General features: G+C 62.7%; 16 protein-coding genes and 1 tRNA gene. 4 read left to right on the top strand and 13 right to left on the bottom strand.

The genetic code is table 11. The annotated features are described in order from the left end of the window. Positions 1-12: 12 nt before the first annotated feature. Both AB8A50_RS06020 and dusB read right to left on the bottom strand, forming a co-directional pair. The gene (locus AB8A50_RS06020; RefSeq protein WP_231080673.1) at positions 13-1,191 is read right to left on the bottom strand and encodes a two-component system sensor histidine kinase NtrB; all 1,179 of its coding nucleotides are present in this window, start codon (positions 1,189-1,191) and stop codon (positions 13-15) included. Further along, the gene (dusB, locus tag AB8A50_RS06025; protein WP_439077151.1) at positions 1,188-2,222 is read right to left on the bottom strand and encodes a tRNA dihydrouridine synthase DusB; all 1,035 of its coding nucleotides are present in this window, start codon (positions 2,220-2,222) and stop codon (positions 1,188-1,190) included. The genes AB8A50_RS06020 and dusB overlap by 4 nt, the downstream gene beginning before the upstream one ends. A gap of 232 nt (positions 2,223-2,454) precedes the next feature. On the opposite strand from dusB, the gene AB8A50_RS06030 reads away from it, so the two are divergent. Continuing rightward, positions 2,455-3,651, top strand: a complete 1,197-nt coding sequence (locus tag AB8A50_RS06030; RefSeq protein ID WP_439077152.1) for a bifunctional 2-C-methyl-D-erythritol 4-phosphate cytidylyltransferase/2-C-methyl-D-erythritol 2,4-cyclodiphosphate synthase — start codon at positions 2,455-2,457, stop codon at positions 3,649-3,651. A 1-nt stretch (position 3,652) separates the two neighbouring features. After that, entirely contained in the window at positions 3,653-4,276 is a 624-nt protein-coding gene (locus tag AB8A50_RS06035) for a CinA family protein (protein ID WP_439077153.1), read from the top strand. On the opposite strand, the gene AB8A50_RS06040 is transcribed toward AB8A50_RS06035, so the two are convergent. Both AB8A50_RS06040 and lipA read right to left on the bottom strand, forming a co-directional pair. Then, the gene (locus tag AB8A50_RS06040) at positions 4,266-4,751 is read right to left on the bottom strand and encodes a type II toxin-antitoxin system RatA family toxin (protein ID WP_439077154.1); all 486 of its coding nucleotides are present in this window, start codon (positions 4,749-4,751) and stop codon (positions 4,266-4,268) included. The genes AB8A50_RS06035 and AB8A50_RS06040 overlap by 11 nt on opposite strands. Before the next feature lie 10 nt (positions 4,752-4,761). After that, positions 4,762-5,721, bottom strand: a complete 960-nt coding sequence (gene lipA, locus AB8A50_RS06045) for a lipoyl synthase (protein ID WP_093758556.1) — start codon at positions 5,719-5,721, stop codon at positions 4,762-4,764. 100 nt (positions 5,722-5,821) lie between these two features. Between lipA and AB8A50_RS06050 the strand changes: the two genes are divergently transcribed. Continuing rightward, complete coding sequence (locus tag AB8A50_RS06050) at positions 5,822-6,424, top strand: DNA-3-methyladenine glycosylase (RefSeq protein WP_439077155.1); 603 nt, start codon at positions 5,822-5,824, stop codon at positions 6,422-6,424. 30 nt (positions 6,425-6,454) lie between these two features. Here AB8A50_RS06050 and AB8A50_RS06055 read toward each other — a convergent pair whose 3' ends face one another. The 5 genes from AB8A50_RS06055 to AB8A50_RS06075 form a co-directional block, all read right to left on the bottom strand. Then, a complete protein-coding gene (locus tag AB8A50_RS06055) occupies positions 6,455-9,328 on the bottom strand; it encodes a valine--tRNA ligase (RefSeq protein ID WP_439077156.1) in 2,874 nt (957 codons plus the stop codon). 176 nt (positions 9,329-9,504) lie between these two features. Continuing rightward, on the bottom strand, positions 9,505-10,248 hold the full coding sequence (locus AB8A50_RS06060; protein ID WP_089264298.1) for a PopZ family protein: 744 nt from the start codon (positions 10,246-10,248) through the stop codon (positions 9,505-9,507). 291 nt (positions 10,249-10,539) lie between these two features. Continuing rightward, positions 10,540-11,931, bottom strand: a complete 1,392-nt coding sequence (locus AB8A50_RS06065; protein ID WP_093758553.1) for a TolC family outer membrane protein — start codon at positions 11,929-11,931, stop codon at positions 10,540-10,542. 232 nt (positions 11,932-12,163) lie between these two features. After that, positions 12,164-12,742, bottom strand: coding sequence for a protein-L-isoaspartate O-methyltransferase family protein (locus AB8A50_RS06070; protein ID WP_439071744.1), 579 nt, complete (start codon positions 12,740-12,742; stop codon positions 12,164-12,166). Between the two features lie 151 nt (positions 12,743-12,893). Next, positions 12,894-12,968, bottom strand: a tRNA-Asn gene (locus AB8A50_RS06075). 276 nt (positions 12,969-13,244) lie between these two features. Here AB8A50_RS06075 and AB8A50_RS06080 point away from each other — a divergent pair. Further along, complete coding sequence (locus tag AB8A50_RS06080) at positions 13,245-13,418, top strand: hypothetical protein (protein WP_170849674.1); 174 nt, start codon at positions 13,245-13,247, stop codon at positions 13,416-13,418. Positions 13,419-13,466: 48 nt separating this feature from the next. Here the strand turns inward: AB8A50_RS06080 and AB8A50_RS06085 are convergent, their stop codons facing one another. The 4 genes from AB8A50_RS06085 to AB8A50_RS06100 are packed head-to-tail and all read right to left on the bottom strand — an operon-like array spanning position 13,467 to position 18,235. After that, on the bottom strand, positions 13,467-14,171 hold the full coding sequence (locus AB8A50_RS06085; RefSeq protein ID WP_093758551.1) for an ABC transporter ATP-binding protein: 705 nt from the start codon (positions 14,169-14,171) through the stop codon (positions 13,467-13,469). Next, the gene (locus AB8A50_RS06090; RefSeq protein WP_439071745.1) at positions 14,158-16,038 is read right to left on the bottom strand and encodes a branched-chain amino acid ABC transporter ATP-binding protein/permease; all 1,881 of its coding nucleotides are present in this window, start codon (positions 16,036-16,038) and stop codon (positions 14,158-14,160) included. The genes AB8A50_RS06085 and AB8A50_RS06090 overlap by 14 nt, the downstream gene beginning before the upstream one ends. Then, positions 16,035-16,910 (bottom strand): branched-chain amino acid ABC transporter permease, encoded by an 876-nt coding sequence (locus AB8A50_RS06095; protein ID WP_439071746.1) that lies wholly within the window; start codon positions 16,908-16,910, stop codon positions 16,035-16,037. The genes AB8A50_RS06090 and AB8A50_RS06095 overlap by 4 nt, the downstream gene beginning before the upstream one ends. 8 nt (positions 16,911-16,918) lie before the next feature. Next, entirely contained in the window at positions 16,919-18,235 is a 1,317-nt protein-coding gene (locus AB8A50_RS06100; protein ID WP_309949040.1) for an ABC transporter substrate-binding protein, read from the bottom strand. Between the last annotated feature and the right edge of the window lie 97 nt (positions 18,236-18,332).

Genomic DNA, 18,332 nt, shown 5'->3' on the forward strand with positions numbered 1-18,332 from the left:
TTAGTCCTCGTCTTACGTCTGTGAGGTGTGCGTCGGTGCCGCGGGGGCATCGGCGCTGCTCGGATCAAGGGTCTTGTCGTCCAATTTCTTGGCGGGGTTGAACATCGGCAGCAGCACGCGAAAAGTCGTCTTTCGTGGCTGAGATTCACATTCGATGATCCCACCGTGATCGCCGACAATCTTCGCTACCAATGCAAGACCCAGGCCGCTTCCGGTCGGTTTGGTGGTGACGAAGGGATCGAACAGGTTGGGCAGCAGATCTTCGGGAACGCCGGGGCCGTTGTCCTTGACACAGAATTCCAGCGGCAGCGAGACGCGCGATTTCTTGCCCGGCACAGACAGGCGGACGCCCGGCCGGAACGCGGTGGTGAGCTGGATCTCGCCATCGGAGCCGAGATCGACGATGGCTTCCGCGGCGTTCTTCACCAGATTCAGGAACACCTGAATGAGCTGGTCCTGATTGGCCAGCACCGGCGGCAGCGACGGGTCGTAATCCTCGATGAAGCGGATGTTGCGGGCGAAGCCGGACTGCGCGAGGCGCTTCACGTGATCGAGGACGGAGTGAATGTTGACCGGGCCACGCGCCACCGGGCGGTCGTCGCCGAACACTTCCATGCGATCGACCAGCGTCACGATGCGATCGGCTTCGTCCATGATCAGGCGTGTCAGCATGCGGTCTTCCGACGATGCCGACTGCTCAAGTAGCTGAGCGGCTCCGCGAATGCCCGACAGCGGATTCTTGATCTCATGCGCCAGCATGGCCGCCAGCGCGATCACCGAACGCGCAGCGCTGCGATGGGTGAGCTGACGGTCCATCTTGTCGGCAATGGTGCGTTCCTGCAGCATCACCACAATATGGCCGGGACGCTCGGTGAGCGGCGCGACATGCAGATCGACCTGACGATCGCCGCCGATGCGCGGTGTGCCCAGATCCACCTTGTATTCGTTCACCGGCGAACCGGCGGCGCGAACCTGATCGATCAGCGCCAGCAGCGGACTGCCGAATGGCACCAGTTCTTTCAGAGACTGCCTGCGCAAGAACTGCGTAGAAATCTCGAAAAAGGATTCCGCAGCCATATTGGCGTCGACAATCTTGCCATCGGGCGCGATCAGGATCACCGGATTAGGTAGCGCGTTGAGAATGGCCTCACTGTCGGTCGGGACAGGGCGACGGTGCTCTGCGGCGTTCATGCGGCAGCACTCCATGCGAAATCATCAAAAGCGTCATTCAGAGACCGCTGCACACCGGAGGGATCTTCGGATGTAAGGATCTTCTGTCGCCAGGTCTTCAGGGTCTCGGTCGGCGCGCAGCTCGTAGCCGCTGCCGCATCAAGCGCCCAGCCGAGATGCTTGCGTGCGTGACGCAGGCCGATGCGCAGGCCGTAGTGACGGACCACATCGTCGTATAGGGCGCAGATATAAGCGAGTTGCTGCTGCAGCGACGGCACGGCTTCCGCGATGCCGGTTTCAAGACGTCGGCCGATCTGGCCGGGCAGCCACGGCATACCCTGCGCGCCCCGACCCATCATCACGGCATCGGCGCCGGACATCTTCAGAGCACTCACCGCCTTGTCGTAGGAGGTGATGTCACCATTGACGATGACGGGAATGCTGACGGCGTCCTTCACCGGGCGCACGGCGCTCCAGTCTGCCTCGCCCTTGTAGAACTGGCATCGCGTGCGACCGTGCACGGTGATGAGCTGCACACCCGCCTGCTCTGCGCGCTGCGCAAGCTCAGGCGCGTTCAGCATGCGATCGTCCCAGCCCAGGCGCATCTTGAGAGTCACAGGCACTTTCACGGCAGCGATGGTCGCCTCGATCAGCTTCAACGCATGATCGAGGTCGCGCATCAGCGCGGAGCCGGACTGACCACCAGTCACATGCCGCGCCGGGCAGCCCATATTGATATCGATGATGTCGGCGCCGGCCGCTTCGGCCACACGGGCCCCCTCGGCCATCCAGTGGGTCTCACAGCCTGCCAGCTGGACCACGTGTGGGCCGATCCCGGTGGCTTCGCAGCGCAATACCGACATGGGACGACCATTGACGAGATCGTTGCTGGCGGTCATTTCTGACACGACGAGGCCGGCCCCGAGTTCGGCGGTCAGCCTGCGGAACGGCGCATCGGTGATACCCGACATTGGCGCCAGAACGACCCGGTTGGCGATCTCGATGCCACCGATTTGTAACGGCTTGCTGTATACTGAGTCCGGGGTGGTCACAGACGTGCTCGTCGTTGTCTCGTCCGCTGCATTGCGGGCATAGGGCGCATAATGCGCACATTTGTTGTGCAGTCAACCGTCATGCCTACACATTAGACAGAAGCGCTCATTTTGCAAGTGCAGTGCAGCAATGCACTCTTATGCAGCCACGAGAATGTAATCATACTGTTTTTGCGTGCGGCCGTGCTAAGGGCTGTGCGATCACCGCTTACCCCTTAATCACCTGACCCTGATGACAAAATCACCTAATCCTGCCGGTTTGAAGACAGCCGCCATTATCGTTGCCGCCGGCCGCGGCCTCCGTGCCGGCGCCGGTGGACCGAAGCAATATCGCATGATCGGAGGCCGCAGCGTTATTTCGCGCGCTATGGAGCCGTTTTGCAACCATCCCCAGGTCTTTGCGGTCCAGCCGATCACCAATCCTGACGATATCGCTGTGTTCAACGAGGCGGTCATCGATTTGAGGTATCATGTTCCTGCCAGTGGCGGTGCGACGCGTCAGGCGTCGGTGCATGCTGGACTCGAAGCGCTGGCAGATCACGCGCCGGACATCGTGCTGATTCACGATGCAGCCCGCCCGTTCGTAACCCCTGCTTTGATCGAGCGCGCGATTGCCGCGGCACAGATCACTGGCGCTGCGGTGCCCGGTGTCGCCGTTACCGATACGATCAAACAGGTCAACGAGGCCGGACACGTGGAAGCGACGCCGGACCGTGCACGCTTGCGCAGCGCGCAAACGCCACAGGCATTTCGTTTTGATGTCATCCTTGAAGCGCATCGTCGTGCTGCAAAGGAAGGCCGCGATGATTTCACCGACGATGCCGCGCTCGCCGAATGGGCGGGATTGACCGTGGCAACCTTTGAAGGCGATCTTGCAAATATGAAGCTCACGACTCCCGAAGATTTCATTCGCGAAGAAGCGCGTCTCGCCGCCTCGCTCGGTGATATCCGCATGGGCACGGGCTATGACGTGCACGCCTTCGGCGACGGCGATCACCTGATGATCTGCGGCGTCCGTGTGCCGCATACGCGCGGCTTCCTTGCTCACTCAGATGGCGACGTCGGCTTGCATGCGCTGGTCGATGCGATCCTGGGCGCGCTGGCTGACGGCGATATCGGTTCGCACTTCCCGCCGAGTGATCCCCAGTGGAAGGGCGCGGCGTCCGACAAGTTCCTGAAATACGCCGTGGGGCGCGTGACCGCACGTGGCGGCCGTATAGCCAATCTTGAAGTGACGTTGATCTGCGAGCGACCCAAAATCGGTCCGCTGCGCGATGCGATGCGCGCGAAGATCAGCGAGATCTCCGGTGTGGCATTGTCACGCGTCGCGGTGAAGGCGACCACCAGCGAACGTCTCGGCTTCACCGGCCGTGAAGAAGGTATCGCCGCGACTGCGGCTGCTACCATTCGCCTTCCCTGGATGGACTGACATGGCAGCGAGCGACGCACGAGCCCTCTCCCGCGCGCTGCTCGATCTCTGCCGCAGCCGCAAGCTGACGATCGCGACCGCTGAGTCCTGCACCGGCGGCCTCGTCGCTGGCGCACTGACCGAAATTCCCGGCTCGTCCGACGTGATCGATCGCGGCTTCGTCACCTATTCCAATGCGGCCAAACACGCGATGCTCGGCGTCAAGACTGCGACGCTCGACAGCTTTGGTGCGGTCAGCAAGGAGACCGCGATCCAGATGGCGGTCGGTGCGCTCGAAGAAGCGGATGTCGATCTCGCGGTCTCGATCACGGGAATCGCTGGCCCCGGAGGCGCAACGCCGGGCAAGCCGGTCGGCCTCGTGCATTTTGCCGTTGCGTCGCGTGACGGTCGCATCGTCAACAAGGAATGCCGTTTCGGCGCCATTGGCCGCGGCGCGGTGCGTCAGCGTTCCGTGCTTGAAGCTCTGCGGATGCTGATGGAATTGGCACGTGGCCCGCAGCCGCCAGCCAAGAAGCGCGAAGCCGCCAGTCTCGCTCGGCCAAGGGTGGCAAGGTCGCCGCGACGGACCGCCGTCAAACGACGCAGGCCGACCGCGCCGCTAAAAAAGCCGACGACTAAGAAGTAGACGGAACGCCCGTGACGCGCGGCACACGATAGACTTCATCCGCGCGCTTCTCGAAGGCTACGGCAAAGCGCTGGAATGCCGCGTCGAACATCGTTCCCATCAGCATCGCCAGCATGCGGCTCTTGAACTCATAGGCAATGAAGAAGCCGACGTCGCATTCCTGACCTTCAGCCTTCGGCTCAAAGGTCCAGCGGTTTTCGAGATTGCTGAACGGACCGCGCAGATATTCGACCATGATCTTCAGGTTCGGCCGATCCAGCGTCACGCGGCTGGTGAAGGATTCCTGCACCAGCTTGAACGACACGGTCATGTCGGCAACGATGACCTCGGTGCCACTCTCATGCGGCGTGCGCTGGCGAATCTTCAGCGACTTGCACAACGGCACGAATTCCGGATAGCGCTCGACATCGGCAACCAGATCGAACATCTGGGAGGCGCTGTGGCGCACGCGGCGCTTGTTGGCAAATCTCGGCATTGTCGCGTTCTCAGCGCGCGAGAGCGGCGCGCGCAGCCTGCAGCTTGGCGAAATCCTCGCCGGCATGATGCGACGAGCGCGTCAGCGGGCTCGCCGACACCATCAGGAAGCCCTTGGTGTAGGCGACTTTCTCATAGCCCGCGAATTCATCCGGCGTGACGTAGCGCGACACCACGTGATGCTTGCGCGTCGGCTGCAGATACTGGCCGATGGTCAGGAAGTCGATATCGGCCGAGCGCATGTCGTCCATCACCTGCAACACCTCGTGGCGCTCCTCGCCGAGGCCGACCATGATGCCGGACTTGGTGAAGATGGTCGGGTCGAGTTCCTTGACCTTCTGCAGCAGGCGCAGCGAATGGAAGTAGCGCGCGCCGGGGCGCACCGTCAGATAGCGCGACGGCACGGTTTCCAGATTGTGGTTGAACACGTCCGGTTTCGCCGCGACGACGACTTCGAGGGCGCCGGGCTTGCGCAGGAAGTCCGGCGTCAGGATTTCAATCGTGGTCGTAGGACATGCCGCGCGAATGGCACGAATCGTTTGCGCAAAATGCTCGGCGCCGCCATCGGCGAGATCGTCGCGGTCCACCGAGGTGATGACCACGTGATGCAGGCCGAGCTTGCGGACGGCTTCGGCGACATGCTCGGGCTCCATGCCGTCGAGAGCGTTGGGCATCCCCGTTTTCACGTTGCAGAACGCACAGGCGCGGGTGCAGGTGTCACCCATGATCATGAAGGTGGCGTGCTTCTTCTGCCAGCACTCGCCGATATTCGGGCAGCCGGCTTCCTCGCACACGGTAACAAGGCCGTTTTCCTTGACGATCTTGCGGGTGTCGCCATAGCCACGGCTGGTCGGCGCACGGACCCGGATCCAGTCCGGCTTCGGCGGCGAGAACGAATCCGGCCGATTCACTTTTTCAGGGTGACGTGGGCGGAGCGGCGTGGTGGATACGGTATCGAGGACGACGACCATGAACTGTCCGTTCTGAGTGAAACCTTAGGTAATCCGCCGGGCCCTGTCCTGCAACCCGCCCTCGCCTTGCCAGGCCCTGCATCGTAACATAGCAGGCAGAATGGCTCCAAAACCTCACCAAATCCCCCAAAAGCTCGGCAAGGCACTCAAACGCAGCTTTTTCGCGCGGAGCGTGCACGATGTGGCCCCCGAACTGATCGGTGCGACGCTCTTGGTGGACGGCATCGGTGGCGAGATCGTCGAGGTCGAGGCCTATCATCACACCGAGCCCGCGGCCCATTCCTTCAACGGGCAGACGCCGCGCAACCAGATCATGTTCGGGCCGCCCGGCTTTGCCTATGTCTACCGCTCCTACGGCATCCACTGGTGCGTGAATTTCGTCTGCGAGGCCGAGGGGGCGGCCAGCGCGGTGCTGATCCGGGCCCTGCAGCCGACCTTCGGGATTGGCGAGATGCAGCTGCGGCGACGGCTGCAGGATGAGCGCATGCTGTGCTCCGGGCCTGGCAAGGTCTGCCAGGCGCTGGGGATCAGTATCGCGCATAACGGGCTGGCTTTGGATAAGCCGCCGATCGCGCTTCATGCCCGCACCGAAGTACCGGACATCGTCGCTGGCATCCGCATCGGCATCACCAAGGCCGTGGAATTGCCGTGGCGCTACGGGGTGAGAGGCTCGCGTTATCTCAGCAAGCCGTTTGCGAGGTAGCTATAACGCGGCGCTTCGAAGAAGCGCCGCTCACACCGCGTTCTTGAGCCGCTCCAGCGCTTCCAGCGTCTTGGCCTTGCGGGCCTCGGCCGCCTCGCGCTTCTCGCGCTCTTCCTCGACGATCTCTTCGGCCGCGTTGGCGACGAATTTCTCGTTGGAGAGTTTGGCATCGGCGCGCTTGATGTCGGCCTCGGCTTTCGCGAGCTCCTTGTCGAGGCGGGTCTTCTCGGCGCCGAGATCGATCACGCCCTTCAACGGTAGCGCTGCGACCTCGCCGCGGATCAGGAGCTGCACGGCGCCCTGCGGCGCGACATCGGCGAAGGATATGTCGCCGAGACGAGCGAGGCGCTTGACGACATCGCTCCAGCGCTGGGCACGGGCTTGAGTTTCCGCAGAAGCGCCGGCCAGCACCAGTGGCGTCAATGTTGCCGGCACGATGTTCATCTCGGCACGCACCGAACGAACCTCCGTCACCAGGTCGATGACCCAGCCGATTTCGGCTTCGGCGGCGTCATCCTTGAAATCGGCGACCGGTTCGGGATCTCCCATCAGGATCGGCGCGACGATCGGATCGCTCGCGGCGGTCGCGATGATCAGCGCTTCCTGCTCGCGCGTCAGGCCGCTCGCCTTGCGCGACCACGGCGCCAGCGCCAGCAGACCGTCGCGCGGCGCCGTCACGGCCCAGAGTTCTTCCGTGATAAACGGCATGAACGGATGCAGCAGCTTCAGGATCTCATCGCGGGCCCAAGCGACCATCGCGCGGGTTTCGGTCTTGGCCGGACCGTCCTCGCCCATCATGAATGGCTTGGCGAGTTCGAGATACCAGTCGCAATACACGTTCCAGACGAAGCGATAGGCCGCGCCCGCCGCATCGTTGAAGCGATAGGCTTCGATGGCTTCGGTGACTTCGCGCGTTGCCTTTACGGTCTCATGCGCGATCCAGCGGTTGAGCACTTCCTTGGCCTTGGTCGGATCGAAGCCCGCCGGCAACACGCACTCGTTCATCTCGGCGAAACGGCAGGCATTCCAGAGCTTGGTCGCGAAGTTGCGATAGCCTTCGACGCGCTGGGTCGCGAGCTTGATGTCGCGGCCCTGTGCGGCCATCGCAGCCAGCGTAAACCGTAGCGCGTCGGCGCCGTACTGGTCGATCAGGTTCAGGGGATCGATGACGTTGCCCTTCGACTTCGACATCTTGGCGCCCTTCTCGTCGCGGACGAGGGCGTGGATGTAGACGGTCGGGAACGGCACGTCCTTCTTGAAGTGCATGCCCATCATCATCATCCGGGCGACCCAGAAGAAGATGATGTCGAAGCCGGTGACCAGCACATTGGTGGGATAGTAGCGATCCACATCGACCGAGCTCTGCGGCCAGCCCAGCGTCGAGAACGGCCACAGCGCCGACGAGAACCAGGTGTCGAGCACGTCTTCATCGCGCGTGATGAAGCCCTCGCGCTTCGCCGTATCGAGCGCCATATCGTGGCCCTGCTCTTCCGTGATCACCTCCTGCTCGACATAATAGCCGAGCGCGTTGCCGACCGCTTCTTCCTCGGTTTCGGCGACGAATACCTTGCCATCCGGGCCGTACCAGGCCGGGATCTGATGACCCCACCAGAGCTGGCGCGAGATGCACCATGGTTGGATGTTCTCCATCCATTCGTAATAGGTCTTTTCCCAGTTCTTCGGCACGAACTCTGTCGCGCCGGTGCGCACAGCGGCGATCGCCGGCTGCGCCATGGTCTTGGCGTCGACATACCACTGGTCGGTCAGATAGGGCTCGATGACGACGCCGGAGCGGTCACCATGCGGCACCATATGCGTGTTGGGCTCGATCTTCTCGAGGAAGCCGAAATCTTCCAGCCGCTGCACGATGGTCTTGCGCGCCTTGAAGCGCTCGATGCCGTGAAGTTCTTCGACGAGCTCCGACGCCGCTTCCGGCAGGCCGCGGAGATAGTCCTCGTTGTCGGCGAGTGCGAGCTTGCCTTCGATATCGAGGATGCTGATGCGTGCAAGGCCGTGGCGGTTGCCGACTTCGAAGTCGTTGAAGTCATGCGCCGGCGTGATCTTCACCGCGCCAGAACCCTTCTCCGGGTCGGAATATTCGTCGGCGACGATCGGGATCAGACGGCCGACCAGCGGCAGAACCACGTTCTTGCCGATCAGATGGGTGTAGCGTTCGTCATCCGGATTCACGGCGACGCCGCTGTCGCCGAGCATCGTCTCGGGACGCGTGGTCGCAACGGTGATGAACGAGGTCGGATCTTCCGGATCGAAGCTCTTGCCTTCGAGCGGATAGCGCAGATGCCAGAGGTTACCCTTGACCTCGACCTGCTGGACTTCGAGATCGGAAATCGCGGTCAGCAGCTTCGGATCCCAGTTCACAAGGCGCTTGTCCTTGTAGATCAGGCCCTCGCGGTGCAGCTGCACGAACACCTTGATGACGGCCTCGGACAGGCCCTCGTCCATGGTGAAGCGCTCGCGCGACCAGTCGCAGGAGGCGCCGAGGCGCTTCAACTGATTGACGATGACGCCGCCGCTCTCGGCCTTCCACTTCCAGACGCGTTCGAGAAATGCCTCGCGGCCCATGTCGCGACGACCGGGCTCCTGGCGCTCCATCAACTGGCGCTCGACCACCATCTGGGTCGCGATGCCAGCATGGTCGGTGCCGGGCTGCCACAGCACATCGCGGCCGCGCATGCGCTCGAAACGACAGAGCACGTCCTGCAGCGTGTTGTTGAGGGCGTGGCCCATATGCAGCGAGCCGGTGACGTTCGGCGGCGGGATCACGATCGTATAGGGCTCGGCATCCACCCGGTCCGCGCGGCCCGCCTTGAACGCGCCTTCGGCTTCCCAGGCAGCGGCGATGCGGGTCTCGATATCGGCGGGCTGATAGGTCTTTTCGATCATGACAATTCAATCAAATCAGGGGTTTTTGGCCACGGTTTTGAGGCCTGGGGCGAACGCAGGAAGCCGATGGCGCTAGAAACCCGCCAGCGCGGCTCAAGTCAACATATAGGGCTGTTTAGCCATCCCGGAGGGCCAAACGAAGGCCCCGAAAGGCCGTCGTTGCCTGTCTCGCGGGCCTAGCGGCCGCCGCCGCGTGAGACGCGCTCGATCTCAGCCTTGACGATGCGCTCGACGAGGCCCGGCAGGTTGTCGTCCAGCCAGGACTTCAGCATCGGACGCAGCATCTCCTTGACGAGATCCTCAAGGGTCCGCGCGTTGTTGCTCAGGACCGTATTTGCCAACGCATTGAAGGCCGACTCCACGGACGACACGGTGCTGTGTGACAGAATCTGCTGCTGCGGTGCGACCGGGGGCGGATCATAGGACGGCGGGTCGAAGCGCGGTGCGGGTCGTTGGCTACTGGCGGCGACAGCTTCGGCGAATTCGAGGTCGTCATCCGGCTCGACATGCTGGAATGCGGGTTCCGGCTCGGGGTCGGCGACCACCATCTCGTCGGTCAGTTCGAACACATCACCGTCGGGCTGCGCCGGGCGCACCTCTTCCTCGGTGGTCGCGGCTTCCAGACTGGCCAACATCGCGTCGATGTCGTCCTGGCTGTTGGAGGCAGCAGGCTCCGGCGGCGGTGGCGCGGGCTTCGGGGCTGGCGGCGGTGCTTTGGCGGCAGCAGCCTGCGCGGCAGGAATCGCCGACGGCGGGATGTCTGTCATCGCAGCAGGCTTGGCTGCAGGAGCCGGCTTGGGCGGCGGGGGAGGAGCAACTTCGGCGACGGCCGGCTTCGCTTCGTCGTCGGCGATGATACGTCGGATCGACGCCAGAATCTCCTCCATCGAGGGCTCCTGGACCTTTGCAGGTTGCGTCATGTCCGACTCCGCATCATCAACGCTCTCGTCAATATTTTACACCAGACGAGGCTGAATTTGCGGGTTGTCGTTTTGACGACCGTTCGATTCAGCGCGCAAGCCTGACTTGTCCCCAAGATCAAGCGACGCCTGACCACCAACTGTCGCGCGGGAAATGCCCAAGGAATTAGGAAAGGCATTCCGAATCGCTAAGCCAGCAATGCAAACGGTACGTCATCGGACAAATTGATTGCAAGCAAAGGGCCGCACAAGCGGCCCTTTCGATACGATATCAGGTGATATCTGAGCGCGTTAGCGCCCGTCAGGCGTACGCACGCCGACCCAGCTATCGCGCACCTGATGATAGTGCACGCTGGGGTCATACACATTGGTGTTCAGCTTCATCACCGTCGGTGACAGACGACCGACTGCGTTAAGCACCGAGTATGATGCCACCACACGGTCATGCTGCGCGGTGACAAGCGCGACGCGCGCGTTCACCAGCGCCTGCTGGGCGTTCAACACGTCGAGCGTGGTGCGCTGGCCGGCCTTGGCTTCTTCGCGAACGCCGTTCAGTGCAATTTCCGAAGCCTGCACCTGCGCCTGTGCGGACGAGACCTGCGCCCTGCCCGCCAGCAACTGCCCCCAGGCCTGCACGACGCTCGCGCGGGTCTGATCGCGCACCTGTTCCAGTGCTAGACGCTGCTGGGCTAGCGTTTCCTTGGACTGCCGGATCAGCGAATATTCCGCGCCGCCCTGGTAAACCGGGATCGACACCTGCGCGATGCCTGATGCCGTCAAACCGCGCGGCTGCGAAATCGACTGTTCCCAACCCTGCTGGATGTTGGCCTGCAAAGTCACGCTCGGGAACAGAGCGCCTTCGTTGACCTTCACATTGAGGAAGCTGACGTCGATACCGAACATCGCCGCGGTGACGTTGGGGTTTTCGACGAGGCCTAGATCGACGGCGCCGGGCAGCGTATTCGGAAGGAAGCGATCAACGGGCGAACCCGCCTGCAGGTTGCTCGGTTCGTTGCCGATGATGCGGCGGAAGTTCGAGCGCGTGGTGGTGAGATTCGACTCGGCGGTCAGCAACTGAGTACGGCCGGCAGCGAGCTGGGCTTCGGACTGCGCCACGTCGGTACGGGTGACTTCGCCGACATTGAAGCGATCGCGGGTCTGCTTCAGCGTCTGCTCGAGCACGCGCACGTTGCTCTTCTGCACCTCGACCACGGCCGAGTCGCGCAGATAGTCCATGTAGATCGTCGCGGCGGAGAGAATCACTGACTGTTCGAGTACGCGCAGACCTTCGCGCGCAGCGGAAACCTGTCCCTCGGCGGCGCGTGTGCGATTCGCCGTCTGCTGGCCGTTGTACACATTCTGCGTGATGGTTGCGCCGACGGCGCGGGGAACCTGCACGCCGTGAATTGCGGTCGCAGTACCTGCAATGCTGTTGACCGCGTCCGTGTACTGATAGCCGCCGCTCGCGGTGATCGCGACCCTCGGCCGATAACCCGACAAAGCCTGCGGCACGTTCTCGTCAGTGACGCGCACCGAAGCGCGCTGGGCATTCAATTGAGGATTGTTCTGATAAGCGCGAACCAACGCCGCTTCGATCGTGTCAGCCAGAACGGGTGACGCTCCGGCAAATGCCAGCAAAAGGGCCGCAGCTGCAGCACCGGTGAGAGCTTTTACGCCGCCCATTCTTGGTAATCCATTCATGCCGTTCACTGATTCGGGCGCACACTTATGGCGACCGAACAGATGATGTCCGTTAGCGAGTCTCCACTCACCATATTCCGCGCATTGGCGAGACGGAACCTCTCGTGGAAACTTGACAGTGAAAACTTGGCGAATGGGACATCCAAGCCACACTTGTAATTACCGCTGGCGATATTAGCGGTGCCCCGATGCCCGATAAGGCGGACAGTCAGCCCTAGAAAACGAATGCCGGGAGCTTTTCCATGCCCGGCAGGACCGGTGCGGTAGCATCGAACAGCGGGCGGGAGCCAAAATCCTCGTGGGAATGGGTCACGATCACGGCGCGGGCGGGCTTGGTCAGGGCGAATACGCCCACTAGCTGACCATCGGGGGCCAGCTGCTTGTAAAGCCCGGTCGGGACGACTTCCGTCGCGCCGGCCAGAACGATCAGATCATAGGGGCCGTTCGCGGCATCGCCATCAGCCGCCATGCCGGCCGCGCTGGTGACCTGCCCGGCAAATTGGGCGATCACGGCGGCCGCATAGCCCGTGGGGCAACCAACCACCAGAACCTTGTCGGTCGCCTTTACGTCGGAGGCCTGCAGCATCCGCGCCAGCACCACCGGCTTGATCAGAAAGCGATTCGGGGCGACTTCCAGGTCGAGGTCCAGATAGGCCATGGCGCGCTGGCTGGCAGGAACGAACTCCTCGCGCGGCACGGCGAGCATGGCATCAATGATGCGCAAATCGGTGACGTCGCTGGGACGCACCTGACCATCAACCATCTTCTGGCGTGCGGTCGAAAAGTCGGACATGAGCAATCCCTTGCAAACGGCTGGAAGTTCCTTTTGCAGGAATTACGGCAGCGCACAGCGGGATGCAAGGTTCGTAAAAACACAGCAGCCAACGCGCTATCGAGGCGGTCCCGAGCGCGGTTTCTGGCAGCCATTTTTGCGGAAGGATGTTTGGCTCCCCGGGCTGGATTCGAACCAGCGACCATTCGATTAACAGTCGAATGCTCTACCGCTGAGCTACCAGGGAACGTGCGAAGCTTGTTCGCAGGCCGCAGCGTATAACAAAGCGATCCGCGCTTGGAAAGCAGGAAATGCACCTCTTCCCATAGAGGCCGCCAATCGGGGAAAACTCCGAAAAAGTCTCATGTTACGGGATTTTCTTGATGCTTGACCCGTTCTCGCCGGGCCCATGTCGCATGCGGGCGAAGAATAATCTTTCCAACCGTGTCGCTATTTAGTCTTATTGCACCGCAAGACTGCCCGTTGCGACGTTGAACAAGTTCCGAATCGAACGAGGTGACCGATGCCAGCCACGCACACCGACCGCGCGCTTCCGACCGACCTCAACTCCCTGCCCTTTATCAGTGATGACGAATGCGTCACCCGGCTCGCCGAAGCCGTCGAGGCGCATGACAGTGATCACCTCGATGAGGTGGCGCTCCTGATCGGGCGCCTCGCGGTGCCGATCGAAATCTAGGGAATCACGTTGCCCGGGGCCATTGTCTCCGGGATTACGTCCCGGGAATCACATTCCGACGCCGAGGAAGTCCCGCATTAGGTCTGGGCTGGCGTTGAGGTCCGCAGGCGTGCCTTCGAACACCACGTGGCCGTTATTGAGCCCATAAACGCGGTTGGCGAAACTCAATGCCGCCGCAACGTTCTGCTCAACCACAATCATGGTGCGGCCCTCAGCGGCGAGATTGCGTGAGACCTCGACGAGATCACGCACGATCAGCGGCGCCAGGCCCTCGAACGGCTCGTCCAGCAGGATGATGCGTGCATCACGGATCAACGCGCGGGCAATCGCCAGCATCTGCTGCTCGCCGCCCGACAGCGTGCGTCCGGCCGATTTGCGGCGCTCCTTGAGGCGCGGAAACACGTCGTAGATGCGATCGTAGGACCACGCATTCGGTGCCGTCAGCGCGGCAATGCGCAGGTTTTCCTCGACCGTCAGGCCGCCGAAAATGGCGCGCTCTTCCGGCACCAGTTGAACGCCCATGCCGGCGATCGCCGAGGGCGGCAGGCCCTCGATTGATTTGCCATCGAGACGGATATGGCCGCTGCGCGGCGACAGCACACCCATGATCGAGCGCAGCGTCGTGGTCTTGCCGGCGCCGTTGCGGCCGAGCAGCGCGACCACCTCGCCCTGCTCGACCCGGATCGACAGGTCGAACAGCACGTGGGAATCGCCATACAGCGTATTGATCTTGTCGACTTCAAGCAGGCTCATGCGCGTGCAGCCCTCCCAGATAGGCGTCCTGCACGGCCGGATTGCGCCGGATCTCGTCGGCGGTGCCATCCGCCAGCAGCCGGCCCTCATAGAGCACGGTGATGCGCTCGGCGAGTTCGAAGATGGCGTCGAGATCGTGCTCGACGATGACCACGGTTCGCGAGCGCCCGATATCGCGAATGAAGGCGCAAGTCGCGATGCGTTCTGCCGGGCTCATGCCGGCCAGCGGCTCGTCCAGCAGCAGCACATTCGGGCTGGTCGCCAGCGCCATCCCGATTTCGAGCCGGCGCTTTTCGCCGTAGGCCAGAATATGCGCCGGCGTGTCGGCGCGTTCGACGAGATTGAGCAGGCCGAGGATCGAGGCGATCTGCTCCTCGACGTCGGGAATGCTGCCGGCGCTGCGCAACAGATCGAAGCGCATCGGGCCGCGACGGCGTGCCAGCGCCGCGATCCGCAGATTCTTGCGCACCGACAGGTTGGGAAACAGCTGATTGAGCTGGTTGCTCTTGGCGATGCCCAGCTGCGCCGCGCGGCTGACGCCGACGCCCGTGACCTTCTCGCCGAACAGCAGGACTTCGCCGGAGGACGGGCTGACTTCGTCGAGCAGCATCTTGAACAGCGTGCTCTTGCCGGCTCCATTCGGGCCGATCACCGCATGGATCGAGCCGCGGCGGACCTTGAAGGAGACGCCATCGACGGCTTTGAGGCCACCATAGTGCCGCGCCAGAGATCGGGCTTCGAGTGCAATGTCGCTATCACCTGTCATGGGCTCGGCAAGGGTCAGCCTGACCTCCTTGAGCGGCACGACGGGTTTGGTGGCGACGTCGATATTATGCGCCTCGATGGCTTCGGTTTTAGCCTCGGCCGCCCGTGCGGCAGCCAGATTACGGCGTTCGTGCCACCAATGGGCGATCTCGCCGCAGATGCCACGGCGTAGCCCGATGACCAGAATGATGAAGGCGATGCCGAGCACCAGCTTCCACAGGATCGCAAAGCCCGGAATGAGCTGCAGATTGTCGCGCAGCCACAGCCAGACGGCCGCGCCGACCAGCGGACCGATCAGCGTGCCGGCGCCGCCGACGATGGTCTGAACTACGAGTTGTCCCGACGTCTCCAGCGAGAACGCATCCGGCGGCATATAGCTCTGGAACGAGCCGAGCAGACCGCCGGCCAATCCGGCATAGAGCGCGGCGATGACGAAGGCCGTCAGCTTGTAGGCCGGCACGTTATGGCCAAGCATCGCGACGCGGCCGGTATTCTCCTTGATCGCCAGCAGGATCGCGCCGACCGGCGAGCCGACGATGCGGCGAGCCAGCACATAACCGAGAAAGAAGATCACGGCGAACAGGATATACATCGGCATACCCGCACTGATGCGGATCGCATTGGCGCCGAAACCAAGCACGGGCACCGGCACGCCGGGAATACCGTTCTCACCGCCAGTGTAGTCCGACAGCGGCGAGTTCTCGATGAAATAGGCCATCTGGCCGAAGGCCAGCGTGATCATCGTGAAATAGATGCCGACCCGGCGCACGGCAAACCAGCCGACCAGGAGGCCAAACAGGCCGGCTGCGACGGTGCCGATCGCCAGCGCCAGCCAGACGCTATCAATGGTGTGGGACACCAGCAGATAGGCGCTGACGAAACCGCCGACGCCGAAGAACGCGGCCTGCCCGAACGACAGCAGGCCCGTCAGGCCGAACAGGATATCGAAGCCGAGGCCGATCAGGCCCCAGTTCAACACACGTGTCAGCAGATCGGTCGAGAAACCGAGATGCGGAAACACGATGGGTGCCACGATCAGCGTGCACAGCACCGCGAGTTCGGGAAGCCAGCCCCGCAAGCCGCCGGAACGAGGACGCATCATGCGCGGTCTTCCGAACCGAACAGGCCTTGCGGGCGCATGATCAGCAGCACCGCCATCAGCGCGTAGAGCATCACTTCCGAATAGGACGAGTTGAAAGCACTGGTCAGGCTGATGATCTCGCCCGCGATCAGGCCGCCGATGACGGCGCCCGGGAACGAGCCGAGGCCGCCGAGCACGATGACCACGAAAGACTGCGCCATGAAATTGGCGCCCATGTCCGGCGTCACGGCCACGACCGGCGCATAGAGCATGCCGGCGAGACCGACGGCGACAACGCCGATGGCGAAGACCAGCAGGAAGGCGCGGCGCACATTGATGCCGAGGATGCCGACCATGCCGGGATTTTCGATGCCGGCGCGAACCACAAGGCCCATCGAGGTGCGATAGAGCACGAGATAGAGACTGAGCAGCAGCCCGGCGATGATGGCGATCAGTTGCAGGCGATAAGTCGGATAGATCAGGAAGCCCATCTGGGTCGCGCCCTGCCCCCAGGACGGCACCGGCACACGCTGCGCATTGCCGCCGAAGGCTGCACGCACGCATTCGACGAGCACGATCCCGACACCGTAGGTGACGAGGATCTGATCCTCATGCGGCCGGTCGTAGAAATAACGGATGATGATGCGTTCCAGCAAGAAGCCGAGCACCAGCATGAAGCCGCAGCCAACGACGATCGCGAGCACGAAAGACGAGGTGTATTGCAGCAGGACGAAAGCGGCATAGGCACCCACGGCGAACAGCGCGCCGTGAGCGAAATTGAGGACGCCAAGCGTGCCCAGGATGATCGTCAAACCACTACTGACCAGCGCCAGCAGCGTGCCGAGGGCCAGGCCATTGAAGGCCTGGGAGATGAGGACGGGCCAGCTTGGCATGGTGATCCTTAGGTGTAGGGGCCGAGCTTGCAGCCGAAGAAGTCCGGCGCGTTCATCACGCTCTCGCCATCCGCAATATCGACGATCTCGTAGAAGTCTTCCTTGTTCTTCATCTCGGACGGCTTCTTGCCGCGCAGGATCGGGATCGGCCGCACCATCTGATGATCTTCGGCACGGAAATAGACCTTGCCGATGGTCGTCTCGTAAGGCTGCGCCTTGGAGCTCTCCATCGCCTTGATCACATCGACCGGATTGAACGTGCCGGCGCGCTCCACCGACATCGCCCACAGATAGGTCTGCATGTAGCCGATATGCGCGCCCCAGCGCGGATAGTACTTGTTCTGCGCCACGAAGCTTTCGACGAAGGTCTTGGCGAGCGGATAGGTGTCCTGCAGGCCCCACCAGAAATCGCAGCTGCCATAGACGCCCTGCATCAGCTCGGCACCGAGCTCCTTGTCCTGGAACGAGGACAGGTTCGGCACCACAAGCTTCATGCGCTTCAGCACGCCGAACTGCTCGGCCTGCTTGGTCGACGCAACGGCGTCGCCGCCGAAGGCGATGTTGACGAACACATCTGCGCCGCTGTTGGCGATGTTCAGGAGCGCCGACGAATAGTCGGTGGTGCCGAGCGGCACGACCTCCTTGGCGACCTGCTTCCAGCCCTGCTCGGCCGAGAATTTGGCGAAGCTGTCATAGACGGTGTGGCCATAGGTGTAGTCGGGCACGAGGAAGGCGGACTTCACGTTCTTGCCGAGCGCCTTGGCGACGACCGGCGCCATCGCCTTGGCGGCCATGTAGGCGTTCTGCTGCGAGCGGAAACCGTAGCGCTGGCAGTTCTTGCCGGTGATGTCGTTGGAGCCGGCGATGCCGACCATGTACAGCACCTTCTCGCGCGACCCGAGTTCTTCGAGTGCAATCGCGCTGGCGCTCGATACCGAGCCCGACACCATGATCGCCTTGTCGCGCTGGATGAACTGGGTGGCGCTCTGCACGTCGAGGTTGGGTTTCCCCTCGGTGTCGGAGACCTTGTAGCGGATCTGACGCCCGAGCACGCCCTTGCCTTTGAGGCCCCACTTCTGCGCGATATCGCCGCCGGCATTGATCTGCGCGATGGCCAGTTCATAGCCGAGCTTGAGATCGCCGCCGTCACCCGAGAACACGCCGGTGAGCGGGATGGTCAGACCGACGAACACCGAGTCCGCCGTGACGCCTTCCGGGAATGTGCCGATCGTCGCTGGCGATTGTGCGAACGCGCTGCCTGGAAGCATGAGGCCGGCGGCAGTGCCGACTCCCCCAAGCAAAAGCTGTCGACGGTCAAACTGCATGACACACCCTTTTGGTTCGATCACCGCCGCCATTGGCTGGTGAGCCGCAATGGGGATTAGCCCCGGCGAAGTTGAGTTTCTGGAACGGGATGCCGTC

Origin of the sequence: Tardiphaga sp. 841_E9_N1_2, assembly GCF_051811065.1 — a bacterium.
In the GTDB taxonomy this organism is placed as follows: Bacteria; Pseudomonadota; Alphaproteobacteria; order Rhizobiales; family Xanthobacteraceae; genus Tardiphaga; species Tardiphaga robiniae.

What these genes read in the sequence shown, in the direction of transcription:
- lipA (WP_093758556.1), bottom strand. Translation starts at nt 5,721, where the DNA reads ATGGTCGTCGTCCTCGATACCGTATCCACCACGCCGCTCCGCCCACGT.
- AB8A50_RS06030 (WP_439077152.1), top strand. Translation starts at nt 2,455, where the DNA reads ATGACAAAATCACCTAATCCTGCCGGTTTGAAGACAGCCGCCATTATC.
- AB8A50_RS06035 (WP_439077153.1), top strand. Translation starts at nt 3,653, where the DNA reads ATGGCAGCGAGCGACGCACGAGCCCTCTCCCGCGCGCTGCTCGATCTC.
- AB8A50_RS06020 (WP_231080673.1), bottom strand. Translation starts at nt 1,191, where the DNA reads ATGAACGCCGCAGAGCACCGTCGCCCTGTCCCGACCGACAGTGAGGCC.
- AB8A50_RS06040 (WP_439077154.1), bottom strand. Translation starts at nt 4,751, where the DNA reads ATGCCGAGATTTGCCAACAAGCGCCGCGTGCGCCACAGCGCCTCCCAG.
- AB8A50_RS06070 (WP_439071744.1), bottom strand. Translation starts at nt 12,742, where the DNA reads ATGTCCGACTTTTCGACCGCACGCCAGAAGATGGTTGATGGTCAGGTG.
- AB8A50_RS06050 (WP_439077155.1), top strand. Translation starts at nt 5,822, where the DNA reads ATGGCTCCAAAACCTCACCAAATCCCCCAAAAGCTCGGCAAGGCACTC.
- AB8A50_RS06090 (WP_439071745.1), bottom strand. Translation starts at nt 16,038, where the DNA reads ATGATGCGTCCTCGTTCCGGCGGCTTGCGGGGCTGGCTTCCCGAACTC.
- AB8A50_RS06095 (WP_439071746.1), bottom strand. Translation starts at nt 16,910, where the DNA reads ATGCCAAGCTGGCCCGTCCTCATCTCCCAGGCCTTCAATGGCCTGGCC.
- AB8A50_RS06065 (WP_093758553.1), bottom strand. Translation starts at nt 11,931, where the DNA reads ATGGGCGGCGTAAAAGCTCTCACCGGTGCTGCAGCTGCGGCCCTTTTG.
- AB8A50_RS06055 (WP_439077156.1), bottom strand. Translation starts at nt 9,328, where the DNA reads ATGATCGAAAAGACCTATCAGCCCGCCGATATCGAGACCCGCATCGCC.
- AB8A50_RS06060 (WP_089264298.1), bottom strand. Translation starts at nt 10,248, where the DNA reads ATGACGCAACCTGCAAAGGTCCAGGAGCCCTCGATGGAGGAGATTCTG.
- AB8A50_RS06100 (WP_309949040.1), bottom strand. Translation starts at nt 18,235, where the DNA reads ATGCAGTTTGACCGTCGACAGCTTTTGCTTGGGGGAGTCGGCACTGCC.
- AB8A50_RS06085 (WP_093758551.1), bottom strand. Translation starts at nt 14,171, where the DNA reads ATGAGCCTGCTTGAAGTCGACAAGATCAATACGCTGTATGGCGATTCC.
- AB8A50_RS06080 (WP_170849674.1), top strand. Translation starts at nt 13,245, where the DNA reads ATGCCAGCCACGCACACCGACCGCGCGCTTCCGACCGACCTCAACTCC.